Raw genomic sequence first — 12,306 nt, forward strand, 5'->3', positions numbered from 1 at the left:
AAGTGAAATGACCCGCCCTATACAGGCCAGCCTTGATTTACAGGTAATGAAACAAAATTTGGCTATTGTGCGCCGGGCGGCCCCAGAGGCGCGCGTCTGGTCGGTAGTGAAAGCCAACGCCTACGGCCACGGTATTGAACGCGTGTGGAGCGTGCTGGGCGCCACAGATGGTTTCGCTATGCTCAACCTTGAAGAGGCGATTACCCTGCGTGAGCGCGGGTGGAAAGGGCCGATATTGATGCTGGAGGGGTTTTTCCATGCGCAAGACCTGGAGGCGTATGACACTTATCGGCTGACCACCTGCATCCACAGTAACTGGCAGTTGAAAGCGCTGCAAAATGCGCGGCTTAACGCGCCGCTGGATATCTATGTCAAAGTCAACAGCGGCATGAACCGACTCGGTTTTCAGCCTGAGCGGGCGCAGACCGTCTGGCAGCAATTGCGGGCAATGCGCAATGTCGGTGAAATGACCCTGATGTCACATTTTGCTCAGGCCGATCATCCGGAAGGTATCGGGGAGGCGATGAGGCGTATTGCGTTGGCGACAGAAGGCCTGCAGTGTTCATACTCGTTATCAAATTCGGCAGCGACGCTGTGGCATCCCCAGGCGCATTATGACTGGGTCAGGCCGGGCATTATTTTGTACGGCGCGTCGCCGTCAGGACAGTGGCGGGATATTGCCGATACCGGACTAAAACCCGTGATGACGCTGAGTAGCGAAATTATTGGCGTGCAGACGCTGAGCGCGGGTGAAAAGGTAGGCTATGGCGGAAGGTATTCTGTGACTCAGGAACAACGCATTGGCATCGTCGCGGCGGGTTATGCCGATGGCTATCCACGCCATGCGCCGACCGGGACGCCTGTGCTGGTGGACGGTATCCGTACCAGAACAGTAGGCACCGTTTCAATGGATATGCTGGCGGTGGATTTGACGCCGTGTCCGCAGGCGGGAATCGGCACGCCGGTTGAATTATGGGGCAAAGAAATTAAGGTCGATGATGTCGCCTCTGCGGCAGGCACGCTGGGCTATGAGCTACTGTGCGCCGTAGCGCCGCGCGTGCCGTTTGTGACAACGTAACCTAACTCAGGCTAAGGCGTCGACCGGTCCACCGGGGGCGGGTCGACGTTGTCCGGCGACCTTATTCTGCTTCATCTTCGGCGACGCGTACCCCAATCTTGCGTACCACGTTATCTTCTTTTTCAGCTACCGTCCAAATCATGCCGCCAAACTCCACCTGATCGCCGACGACCGGCGCAGCGCCCAGCAGTTGCTGTATGATTTCACCCAGGGTTTGTTGTTTATCCCGGTATTCCGTTCCTTCTTCCAGCCCGTAGATAAGCGCCACGTCGGCGAATTTCGCGTTCGCTTCGAGGATAAAATCGCCAAAGAAACGCTGATCTAACGAAACCGGCGGCGACTGGCTAAACAATTTGCCCAGCGCTGGCAGATCGCGCTCCCGGCCAATCACGCAGAGTACGTCGCCTTCCTGCAGGCGAGTGCTACCGGTGGGGTGAAACAGTTCATTATTGCGAAATAGCGCGGCAATGCGGGTTTCGTTCGGCATATGCAGGTCGCGCAACGCCGCGCCGACGCACCATTTGTCGGCGCTCAACTGATAGATGAATTGCTCCCACGGATTATCAGGATGGATGTCAAGCCCCACGCGCGATACTGGCCAGCCAACCGGAGGCACGACCACTTTGGCTCTTTTCGCCGCCCATGACAGCGATGTTCCCTGCAGGAGCAGTGACACCAGTACCACAAAGAAAGCGACATTAAAGAACAGGCGAGCGTTTTCAAGCCCGGCCATCATCGGGAAAACGGCGAGAATAATCGGCACCGCGCCGCGCAGTCCGACCCAACTGATGAAAATGCGCTCCCGAAGATTGAAGCCGCGAAATGGCAGCAGGCCGGTAAACACCGACAGTGGGCGGGCGAAGAAAATCATCCAGATAGAGAGAATAAGCGCAGGGACGGCAATCGGCCACAGATCGGAAGGCGTCACCAGCAGTCCCAGGACCAGGAACATCGCGATCTGCGCCAGCCAGGCCAGTCCGTCAAAGTTTTGCAGGATGCCGTAACGGTTGCGAATCGGACGGTTTCCTAACAGGAATCCGCACAGATAGACCGCGAGAATGCCGCTGCCTTCAAGCGCGGTCGTCAAAGCAAAAATCAGAATACCGCCGCTGAGCGCCAGCATCGGATACAGGCCGCTGGGCAGAGAAATACGGTTGATCATCTGCTGTAGCAGGTAACCGCCGCCCAGGCCAAAAACAATACCGAGACCGAACTGCTGGATAATATGGACGGCAAACATCCAGTCCAGGCCGGTTTCATGTTTCTGGATCATCTCAATTAATGTAATGGTCAGAAAAACGGCCATCGGGTCGTTACTTCCCGATTCGATCTCCAGCGTGGAGCCTACACGTTCGTTTAGCCCTTTGCCGCCAAGCAGAGAAAAGACCGCTGCGGCGTCAGTGGAACCGACTATCGCGCCGATAAGCAGACCTTCGATAAGATCCAGATGAAACAGCCAGGCGGCCATCATACCTGTTAACCCCGACGTGATCAGCACGCCGAGCGTCGCCAGCGACAGCGCGGGGCCCAGCGCTACCCGGAAAGAGCTGGCCTGGGTGCGCATGCCGCCATCGAGTAAAATAATCGCCAGCGCCAGGTTACTGACCATATAAGCGAAAGGATAATTATCGAAAGGAATACCGCCAATGCCATCCACACCCGCTAACATCCCAATGGCGAGGAAAATGACCAGAATCGGGATACCCAGTCGCGATGAGAATGAACTTAACAGGATACTGCTGGTTACAAGGATGGAACCTAAAATAAATAGACTAATAATTGTTGCAGCATCCAACGTTTTATATCTCCTGACTCACACGACTTCGTATTATTTAACATTAACATAATAACGGCCAGGGCAGCGTTTTACTTAGCCTGTCGGGGACTTTTTTTACAATTGCAGCGTAGGATGTCCAGATAAAGTGAGTTGAGTCCCCTGGCGCGTATTTTTAAGCGTCGCGTTTGCCCCGATAGGGAGCGTTACCGTACGCTGTTCATGCCCGAAGTCGAGACCGGTAATCAGCGGAACGGACAGACGGGAACGTAAAAACGCGTAGACGCTCTCCAGAGAATAGCCGGCGTCATACTCGTTGGGCGCCGCGCCGCTAAAGCTGCCGAGAACGATGGCGCTCTGACGGTTTAGAATTCCGGCGTACTCCAGTTGCAAAAGCATACGCTCCACCCGGAAAGGATGCTCATTGACATCTTCCAGCACTAAAATTCCTTTATCGATAGTCGGCATCCAGGGCGTACCGATAAGGGAAATCAACATCGCCAGATTTCCGCCCCATAAGGTGCCCTGTGCGTCGCACTGAGGGCCGTCGCCTTGCCACTCTACGGTAAATTGCGCCTTGCGTAGCGCCAGCCAGAAATGTTGCTCGGTGAACGTATTCAGCGTTTCGGCGCCAAAATTTGCCGCCAGCATAGGACCGCTAAAGGTGATGACATTGGCCTGCGCCAGGAGTCCAGCCTGAATCGCCGTAAAATCGCTATGACCGCAAATCAGTAAGGGATTGCGCTGTTGCCTGGAGGCGAGCGCCTGCCAGTCGATACGATCCAGCAAGCGGCTGGCGCCATAGCCGCCGCGAACCGGCATGACAATCGTATCCGGCGAAGTTAGCGAGGCCAGCGAATTAACATCGGCCAGCCGTTCCGCGTCCGTACCGGCAAAACGCTGATAGCGGCGACGAATCACCTCGTCATTCTCCACCTGATGGCCCGCGTCAGTCAGGCGCTGAACGCCGCGTAACGCGACCTGTTGGTTAATACAGTAGCCCGAGGGGGCGATTAAATGAAACAGAGACATGGTAATTCCTTGCTGACAATAGAATGCAAATGTATATCATGCCGCATATATTAGGCGATGTCCCTCGTTGTGCGACGTTTCTGGATGCGCACCAGGGAGGCAACCTAAGTACCTGGCCGGGGCGGTATGACCTCTTCGGCAGATAAGTTACGGCTATAAGGATAGATGACGTGAAATTAAGATGGTTTGCTTTTTTGGTAGTAATACTCGCTGGCTGTAGCTCAAAACAGGATTACAGGAATCCGCCGTGGAATGCCGAAGTGCCTGTAAAGCGTGCGATGCAGTGGATGCCCATCAGTGAAAAAGCCGGGGCGGCATGGGGGGTTGATCCGCATTTAATCACCGCGATTATCGCCATTGAATCCGGCGGCAACCCTAACGCGGTCAGTAAATCCAATGCGATTGGCCTGATGCAGTTAAAGGCGTCGACCTCCGGGCGCGACGTTTACCGTCGCATGGGCTGGCGTGGCGAACCGACCACCAGCGAGCTGAAAAACCCTGAGCGTAACATCTCAATGGGCGCGGCGTATCTGAGCATTCTGGAAAATGGGCCGCTGGCCGGCATCAAAGATCCGCAGGTGATGCAATATGCGCTGGTCGTCTCTTATGCTAACGGCGCAGGCGCGTTATTGCGTACTTTTTCATCCGACAGGAAGAAGGCGATAGAAAAAATTAACGATCTGGATGCGGACGAGTTTTTTGAGCATGTTGTTGATAATCATCCCGCGCCGCAGGCGCCGCGCTATATCTGGAAGCTTCAGCAGGCGCTGGACGCCATGTAGTTTAGTGTGAAGATTATTCTCGCACTTTATTCGCTCTTTCTCGGGCCTCGCGCTCAAGCGAAAAAATAATCCGCTGCAACTCCCGCTCCACCGCCGGGCTAACGTTAAGGAAACGAAAGCTCAGGCGGGGAGTGGTGATCGTTTCATTTTTCCCATCAATCACCTTACGCTCGCTGATGGCGATAAGCTGGGCGTCAACGTGAAAAATCCCCCATTGCCCCATGTTCAGTTCAACCTGCGAAAAGCGTGCGCCTTCGATTAGTCCGTCGGGGATGGCGGATTCCAGTAGCGCGCCCATGCCGCCCAGGGAGAGATCAAACAGGCGAAAACGTAACGTACGGGTGTCCGGTAGCGTGGTGACGCCGTAATAAGGCGGATACAGCGGCGCGCCAATGCGAAAATACTCCCGGCGCTGGACAAACCACAGTGACGACGGCAGGGGCGTGATAAAGGCCGGCAGCCGCTGATATTCGCCTGTAACGAGTTGCGGCAACGTGAACTCGACTTTTGCGCCCTGCGTTTCTGCGATAATGGCTACCTGCCCGGCACGTAATACGGCGCTATTTTCGTATTCCTGGCTGCCGTAATCCACGATGAGTTTTTCCGGGTCTACCGCCAAAATTTTACTAATGAATTGACCATGCGCCCATGAAATACGCAGTGGAACCTGATTTTTATTTAAATCCCGTAGCACGCCTAATATCGCTAATGGATTTTTTTTCAGGAACTGCTCATTGTAACCACTCACACGAAATAACCCCTGATACGCAGACTATCGTTGGGTTATCGGCATCGGTAGAAAGAACTTAATAGCGATAAATAAATTTTTATGTCCGCGAGATAAATCAGTGTTCAGAAATGCGACGCTCGACTTTGCCTATACTTAAAACGTTTTTACTGGAAAGAGGGTTCGCAAATGGGAATTATCGCCTGGATTGTTTTTGGTTTGATTGCCGGCGTTATCGCCAAATTGCTTATGCCGGGGCGCGATGGCGGGGGATTTATCCTGACCTGTATTCTCGGTATCGTCGGGGCGGTCGTTGGCGGATGGCTGGCGACGATGTTTGGTATTGGCGGCAGTATCAGCGGCTTTAATCTGCACAGTTTCCTGGTCGCCGTGGTGGGCGCGATCGTGGTGCTGGTGATTTTCCGCCTTCTGCGACGCGGTTAACCGCTGCAAAACGTTTAAGCGTTGACCCGGTCAGCGCCGGGTCAACCTACTATAAACACGCGTTACTGCGTCGCTGCAGACGGCGTTTTTGTCGGCGTTGCGCTTAACGATGCCGGACGAGTAGACGGTACGCTATCGCACGGTTTTTCCTGCGAACAAATCAGATCGAGCATTTTCAGCGTCACGCCGTTGGTCCAGCCAAAGCCGTCCTGAAGGGGATATTCGCCGCCGCCACCGCCGGTTCCGGTACTGCTGACGTCATATTTTTCGACCAGTTTTTTCTCGCGATCGTAGGTGTGCTGCACATTGGTTAAAAAGCGCCAGGTGACTTCCATTGCCACGTCATCCTGCCCATAATTTTGCAATCCTTCGGCAGCGACCCATTGTAACGGCGCCCAGCCATTTGGCGCATCCCACTGCTGTCCGCTTTTAACCGAGGTGGTAGCCAGCCCGCCAGGCTGTAGCAGATGCGCCTGGGCCGCCGCCGCCACTTTCGCGGCGCGATCTTTCGCGGCGGCGTTTACATAGAGCGGGAACAGCGCGGCAGCGGTGAGTTGGTCACGGATTTTATTGTTCTGCAGATCGTAGTCGGCATACCAACCCTCTTTGTTATTCCACAGATGCATTTCAATGGCTTTTTGCCGCGCGTTGGCCAGCGCGTCATATTGCGAGGCTTTGGCCCGATCGCCCGCCGCAGCGCTGGCGCGGGCGAGGGTTTTCTCCAGCTGATACAGCAGAGCGTTAAGATCGACAGGGACAATCGTGGTGGTACGAATGGTACTGAGCTGCTGCGGATTATCCATCCAGCGGGAGCTGAAATCCCAGCCGGAGGCGGCGGCAGAGCGGAGGTCTCGATAGATCTCCGTTGCCGGGCGGTTGGGGTTGCTTTTGGCGGTAGCGATATCTTCAACCCAGGATTCAGGGCGGGGCGTATCCCGATCGTCCCAGTAGCGGTTGAGAACGCTGCCGTCCTCCAGTTTGACGACGCGTTGGTTTTGTTGCCCTGGCTGCAATGTCTCAACGCCCTCCATCCAGTAGGCGTACTCTTTTTGCAGTTGCGGCAGGTATTCTTTCAGCGCATCGTCACCTTCATGTTCCGCCAGTAACTCAACCATAAACGCAAAGAAAGGCGGCTGCGAACGACTCAGGTAGTAGGTACGGTTGCCGTTGGGAATATGCCCCCAGGCGTCAATTTCGTAACCAAAGTTCGCCACCATATCCGCCACCTTATCCCAGTGCCCGCTTTCCGCCAGCCCCAGCATCGTAAAGTAGCTGTCCCAGTAGTAAATCTCTCTGAATCGCCCACCCGGCACGACATAGGATTCAGGCAACGGCAAGAGCGAGTCCCACTTTTCGACGTTTTTAGTTGAACGGGTCAGCACCGGCCACAGGCCATCAATATGTTCACGCAATGACTGCCCGGCAGGCGGGACATATTTTTCACCCGCTTTCGGCAGGGTGAAGTTAACATCAACAAAATGACGCAAATCGAAGCCGGACTGGTTCCGCTGCATACGATAATCCGCAAGAATCATGAGCGGATCGCTATTAGGTATGGCGTCAGCAAAGGTTTTCTGATCGGGGAAGAGTTTTGCATTCTGGACATCATTAAAGAGCGGGCCAAGCAAAATATCCGGCGGCTGCGGAGTTTCAGTGTCGGAAGACGGGTCTGCGGCAGTCGCCGAAAACGATGCAAACGTCAGCAGCGTCCCTGCCAGCGCCAGTTTTATGGCTTTCTGCAGTAGAACAGAACGGCGAATCTCTGGGGGTATCATCAAGTTATCTCCTTAGCGGTGAGCCAAAGCCAACGGCATTTACCATGACAAAACCTTAGTCTACGATGACCAGATACGCGTGATTGAACCGCTATTTTGCGAACAAACAGACATTTTATTGAGACAGAATTTATCGGCGCGCGCGTGGAAAACGGGGTATACAGACAAAAAATCCACGCCGGGACGTGGATTTTAGCGCAATAACTTGTAGCCTTAACCCGGATAGATACCGCGATCTTTACGGGCCAACAGAATGCGCTCACAGGCGACAATATAGGCTGCGGTGCGCAGAGAACAGGATTTCTCAGCCGCTTTCTCCCAGACATGGACAATCGCGTCGGTCATGATTTTGTCCATGCGCGCGTTGATCTCTTCTTCGCTCCAGAAGAAGCTGGCCATATCTTGTACCCATTCGAAGTAGCTGACGGTTACGCCGCCTGCGTTACAGACCACGTCAGGCACCACAAGGATACCACGGCTGGCCAGAACATCATCAGCATCCGGATAGGTCGGGCCGTTAGCCCCTTCCAGCACCAGCTTACACGTCAGGGCTTCCGCGCGCTGACGAGTTATCTGACCTTCAAGCGCCGCCGGGATCAGAATATCCATCTCCAGACGCCAGAACGCATCGCTGGCGATAGTTTCCGCGCCCGGGAAACCGGCTATCTGTTTGTGTTCTGTCTGCCATGCCGTGAGCGCCTTCATGTCAATACCGGTGGCGTTAAACAGGGTCGCGGTATGATCCTGAATCGCCACGACACGGGCGCCAGCGCCTGCAAACAGACGCGCGGCTTCGCTGCCGACGTTACCAAAACCCTGAACCGCAACGCGAGCGCCTTCAACAGCAATATTCGCCCGACGTGCGGCTTCCAGCCCGCTGACGAAAACGCCGCGCCCCGTCGCTTTTTCACGGCCCAGCGAACCGCCAAGATGGATAGGCTTACCGGTGACGACGCCAGTGACCGTCGTGCCATGATTCATGGAATACGTATCCATCATCCAGGCCATCACTTTACCGTTGGTGCCGACATCCGGCGCAGGAATATCTTTCTGCGGCCCGATGATAATGCCGATCTCGCTGGTATAGCGGCGGGTCAAACGCTCCAGTTCACCTTCCGACAGCGAGAACGGATCGACGCGGATGCCGCCTTTGGCGCCGCCGTATGGCAGATTCAGCGCGGCACATTTGATGGTCATCCATGCTGACAGGGCCATCACTTCATTGAGATCAACGTCAGGATGGTAGCGAACACCGCCTTTACCCGGACCTCGGGAGAGGTTGTGCTGCACGCGATATCCTTCGAAATGACGAATAGTGCCATCATCCATTTGTACCGGAATATCGACGATCAGAGCGCGTTTTGGGTGGCGCAGAGTATCCACCCAGGGGGATAACTCGCCCAGATAAGGGGCCACACGCTCGATTTGTTGCAGGTAGGTATTCCAGGCAGATGTGCTGCTATCTGAAGCGTAAGATAACTTATCCATGATAAACCTTAGTGATAAAAGTAATATGTTCTTTAATTGACCGTGGTACATAGTAGATCACACCATGTAGCGATAAATTTAACACTTTTTTAAACAATTAACTCAGATCAAAAATGGCAGGCAGTTGGATTTTCGTTATGATTTTGGATGGGAAGTGGTTAACTATCCGCTATAAGAGGTGATATGTCGCTAATTATGCAATTAATTGCTTAAATATGCGTGATATGTGCAAGGCGGCTATTTGTCATAATTATGACGCACCTCTAAAAGTAAAAATTATGATAACGACATGTATCAATGTTATGTCGTCCTGTCGGTGGGGAAACGTCTTCGCCAGGCGCGTAAAAAGATAAAAATAACCGGAGTCAGACGGCGCTGACCCCGGTTTACCTCTTTATTGTTGACGCGACTCAAGCCACACCAGCGCCAGCGTCGACAGTGAGCACATCAGCAGAATGCCGACAAACCACAGTAAATACCACATCGCTCTCGCTCCCTAATAAAGTTCATGATCGTTGCGGCGGAGGGTCTCCAGGTTGATACGCCCCAACATTTTGTAATAGCTCCACAGCGTATAGAGCAGTACGATCGGCAGAAAAATCAGCACAATCACCAGCATGATTTCGAGCGTCATCTGGCTGGAGGTGCTGTCCCACACCGTCAGGCTGGAGAGAGGACTAACACTCGACGGCATCACAAAAGGAAATAGCGTTATGCCGGCGGTAAAGATGACGCAGGCCTGGGTCAGGGAAGCGAACAGAGATCCACGAATAGTCTGACCGCGAAGGCAGGCATAGAAAGCCAGAATCGGCAGGATCATACCGAGCAACGGGATGATGAGCAGTAGCGGCGAGCGTATAAAGTGGTTCATCCATGCGCCAGGGAGTATCGCCACGCCTTTTAAGAGCGGATTGGAAGGGCCGTTGGCATCTTGCGTGAGTAAGACAAAGCCATCAACGCCGGCCCACAGCCAGTAACCGGCCAGCAGGAAGCAGATCACGATCAGCAGCGCGCTGTGGCGGGTGGCCGACAGAGCCCGTTGACGAATAACGCCCTCCGTTTTCAACTGTAACCAGACGCCTCCTTGCATAATCACCAACGACAGACTCAATAATCCACACAGTAGGGCAAAGGGCGAGAGTAACTGCCAGAAGGTGCCAAAATAGTCAACATGAAGCTGCGGCGTGAAGGCAAACGGCACGCCTAAAAACAGGTTGCCGAACGCGATGCCGAATACGACTGGGGGCACCAGGCTGCCGATAACCAGACCGGTATCCCACAGCGCGCGCCAGCGGGCATTGGCGATTTTACCCCGATAATCAAAGGCCAGCGGGCGAAAGAAGAGGGCACACAGCACCAGGATCATCGCCACATAAAAACCGGAAAACGCGGCGGCATAGACCCGTGGCCAGGCGGCGAATAATGCCCCGCCCGCGAGAATCAACCATACCTGGTTTCCTTCCCAGTGGGCGCCGACGCTATTGATCAATACCCGGCGTTCGTCATCGTTGCGCGCTATCAGCGGGAGCAGGCAACCGACACCCATATCAAACCCGTCAGTTACCATAAATGCCACCAGGATAACGCCGATCAGCAGCCACCAAATGAACCGCAACGTTTCATAATCCAACATGATTGTCTCCTTTATCCCTGTTGTTGCGCTTGTTGTTGATGTTGCATGGCGCTTGGCCCAAGACGCGCGTACTTCTGCATCAGATAGACTTCCGCGATTAAAAACAGGGTGTAAAGTCCGAGGATAAGTCCCATTGAGAAGGCCAACTGGCCCGGCGTCAGCGCGGAGTGAGCGTACCAGGTCGGCAGAATGTCCTGAATCGCCCAGGGCTGACGGCCAAACTCCGTCATAAACCAACCGGCTTCAATGGCAATCCACGGTAACGGCAGGCTCCAGAGCGTCATACGCAATACCCAGCGGTGCTGGTCGATACGCATTCGCAGCGTCTGTATCAACGCAATCAACATCACCACTAACAGCAGCGAACCGCAGCCGACCATAATACGGAAACTCCAGAACACCGGCGCCACCTGAGGAATAGCGCCACGCTGGGCCGCACGATACTGCTCCGGCGTCACATGGTTCATATCCGGGGCATATTTCGCCAGCAGAATGCCGTACCCCAGATCGCCCTCAACGGCGTGAAACGCATTCAGTACCTGCGGCGAGCGATTGCCTTGCGCTATCTCCTGCATGAGTAGCCAGGCCTCCCGGCCACGCTTCAGGCGCGGCAGAGTGTCGTCCATCAGGTTTTTTAACCCCGGAACCGGCGTATCCAGCGAATGGGTGGCCAGAATACCCAGCAGAGCGGGGATCTTCACGGCAAACGCATTACGCTCCTGTTCCTGCTGCGGCCAGGCAATCAGATGAAACGGCGCGGGCGCGGGTTCGGTTTGCCATTCGCCTTCCATCGCCGCCAGTTTCACCGGCTGAATTTGGGCGACCTCGTAGGCCGAACTGTCCCCCAGTTGCAGGGTTCCCAGAATGGCCAGGGTGCCGAATACTGAGCCGATAGCAAACGAGCGCAAGGCCACTTCACGCTCGCGGCCACGTAGCAGATACCAGGCGCTAATGGACATAATAAACATGGCGCCGGTGACATAACCGGACATGACGGTATGGACGAATTTCACCTGGCTCACCGGGTTAAAGACCAGATCGCTGAAGCTGCTCATTTCCATCCGTAATGTATCGATGTTGAAATGAGCGCCGGTAGGATGCTGCATCCAGCCATTGGCATTCAGAATCCATAATGCTGAAATATTGGAGCCGAAGGCCACCAGCCAGGTGACCAGCAGGTGTTGGTATTTATTCAGCCGCTGCCAGCCGAAAAAGAACAGGCCGACAAAAGTGGATTCGAGAAAGAAGGCCAGTAACGCTTCCATCGCCAGCGGCGCGCCGAAAATATCGCCCACATAGTTGGAATAGAGCGACCAGTTAGTCCCGAACTGAAACTCCATGGTCAGGCCGGTAGCCACACCGAGAGCAAAATTGATCCCGAAGAGCTTGCCCCAGAAACGCGTCATATCGCGGTAGACGGTTTTCCCCGTCACCACATAGATCGTCTCCATGACGGCCAGCAAAAAAATCAGCCCAAGCGTAAGAGGAACAAATAAAAAGTGATACAGCGCGGTCAGCGCAAACTGCCAGCGCGATAAGTCAATGACATCCCACATGCTAACTCCTGTAGGCA

At 54.4% G+C, this 12,306-nt stretch carries 11 protein-coding genes; 3 read left to right on the forward strand and 8 right to left on the reverse strand.

Going from position 1 to position 12,306, the window contains the following annotated elements; translation table 11 throughout:
• Positions 1-7: 7 nt before the first annotated feature.
• Positions 8-1,078 carry a catabolic alanine racemase DadX gene (dadX, locus tag ABVM99_RS16105; RefSeq protein WP_023194583.1) on the forward strand — a complete coding sequence of 357 codons (1,071 nt, stop codon included), beginning with the start codon at positions 8-10 and terminating at the stop codon, positions 1,076-1,078.
• Between the two features lie 61 nt (positions 1,079-1,139).
• Here dadX and ABVM99_RS16110 read toward each other — a convergent pair whose 3' ends face one another.
• Positions 1,140-2,873, reverse strand: a complete 1,734-nt coding sequence (locus ABVM99_RS16110) for a potassium/proton antiporter (RefSeq protein WP_000338376.1) — start codon at positions 2,871-2,873, stop codon at positions 1,140-1,142.
• A 96-nt stretch (positions 2,874-2,969) separates the two neighbouring features.
• Positions 2,970-3,884, reverse strand: a complete 915-nt coding sequence (gene ldcA, locus ABVM99_RS16115; RefSeq protein ID WP_023194584.1) for a muramoyltetrapeptide carboxypeptidase — start codon at positions 3,882-3,884, stop codon at positions 2,970-2,972.
• Positions 3,885-4,054: 170 nt separating this feature from the next.
• Between ldcA and emtA the strand changes: the two genes are divergently transcribed.
• Positions 4,055-4,666: a membrane-bound lytic murein transglycosylase EmtA gene (gene emtA, locus ABVM99_RS16120; RefSeq protein ID WP_000776974.1), complete on the forward strand. Its 612-nt coding sequence runs from the start codon at positions 4,055-4,057 to the stop codon at positions 4,664-4,666.
• Positions 4,667-4,679: 13 nt separating this feature from the next.
• On the opposite strand, the gene ycgR is transcribed toward emtA, so the two are convergent.
• Complete coding sequence (ycgR, locus tag ABVM99_RS16125) at positions 4,680-5,414, reverse strand: flagellar brake protein YcgR (protein WP_000017420.1); 735 nt, start codon at positions 5,412-5,414, stop codon at positions 4,680-4,682.
• A gap of 168 nt (positions 5,415-5,582) precedes the next feature.
• Between ycgR and ABVM99_RS16130 the strand changes: the two genes are divergently transcribed.
• Complete coding sequence (locus ABVM99_RS16130; RefSeq protein WP_000511323.1) at positions 5,583-5,837, forward strand: GlsB/YeaQ/YmgE family stress response membrane protein; 255 nt, start codon at positions 5,583-5,585, stop codon at positions 5,835-5,837.
• 62 nt (positions 5,838-5,899) lie between these two features.
• Here the strand turns inward: ABVM99_RS16130 and ABVM99_RS16135 are convergent, their stop codons facing one another.
• The 5 genes from ABVM99_RS16135 to appC all read right to left on the reverse strand — a co-directional run bounded on the left by ABVM99_RS16135 (position 5,900) and on the right by appC (position 12,289).
• Positions 5,900-7,612: an alpha,alpha-trehalase gene (locus ABVM99_RS16135; RefSeq protein ID WP_052938258.1), complete on the reverse strand. Its 1,713-nt coding sequence runs from the start codon at positions 7,610-7,612 to the stop codon at positions 5,900-5,902.
• A 213-nt stretch (positions 7,613-7,825) separates the two neighbouring features.
• Positions 7,826-9,100, reverse strand: coding sequence for a Glu/Leu/Phe/Val dehydrogenase (locus tag ABVM99_RS16140; RefSeq protein ID WP_001526439.1), 1,275 nt, complete (start codon positions 9,098-9,100; stop codon positions 7,826-7,828).
• Positions 9,101-9,494: 394 nt separating this feature from the next.
• The gene (cbdX, locus tag ABVM99_RS16145) at positions 9,495-9,584 is read right to left on the reverse strand and encodes a cytochrome bd-II oxidase subunit CbdX (RefSeq protein WP_000270301.1); all 90 of its coding nucleotides are present in this window, start codon (positions 9,582-9,584) and stop codon (positions 9,495-9,497) included.
• A 12-nt stretch (positions 9,585-9,596) separates the two neighbouring features.
• Complete coding sequence (appB, locus tag ABVM99_RS16150; protein WP_023195195.1) at positions 9,597-10,733, reverse strand: cytochrome d ubiquinol oxidase subunit II; 1,137 nt, start codon at positions 10,731-10,733, stop codon at positions 9,597-9,599.
• A gap of 11 nt (positions 10,734-10,744) precedes the next feature.
• Positions 10,745-12,289 (reverse strand): cytochrome bd-II oxidase subunit 1, encoded by a 1,545-nt coding sequence (appC, locus tag ABVM99_RS16155; protein WP_000263601.1) that lies wholly within the window; start codon positions 12,287-12,289, stop codon positions 10,745-10,747.
• Positions 12,290-12,306: the final 17 nt, after the last annotated feature.

Origin of the sequence: Salmonella sp. SJTUF15591 (genome assembly GCF_043356435.1) — a bacterium.
GTDB classification, from domain to species: domain Bacteria; phylum Pseudomonadota; class Gammaproteobacteria; order Enterobacterales; family Enterobacteriaceae; genus Salmonella; species Salmonella enterica.

Bases quoted from the DNA above. Each gene is read 5' to 3' on its own strand.
- dadX (WP_023194583.1), top strand. From the start codon at position 8: ATGACCCGCCCTATACAGGCCAGCCTTGATTTACAGGTAATGAAACAA.
- ldcA (WP_023194584.1), bottom strand. From the start codon at position 3,884: ATGTCTCTGTTTCATTTAATCGCCCCCTCGGGCTACTGTATTAACCAA.
- ABVM99_RS16130 (WP_000511323.1), top strand. From the start codon at position 5,583: ATGGGAATTATCGCCTGGATTGTTTTTGGTTTGATTGCCGGCGTTATC.
- ABVM99_RS16135 (WP_052938258.1), bottom strand. From the start codon at position 7,612: ATGATACCCCCAGAGATTCGCCGTTCTGTTCTACTGCAGAAAGCCATA.
- ABVM99_RS16140 (WP_001526439.1), bottom strand. From the start codon at position 9,100: ATGGATAAGTTATCTTACGCTTCAGATAGCAGCACATCTGCCTGGAAT.
- cbdX (WP_000270301.1), bottom strand. From the start codon at position 9,584: ATGTGGTATTTACTGTGGTTTGTCGGCATTCTGCTGATGTGCTCACTG.
- appB (WP_023195195.1), bottom strand. From the start codon at position 10,733: ATGTTGGATTATGAAACGTTGCGGTTCATTTGGTGGCTGCTGATCGGC.
- appC (WP_000263601.1), bottom strand. From the start codon at position 12,289: ATGTGGGATGTCATTGACTTATCGCGCTGGCAGTTTGCGCTGACCGCG.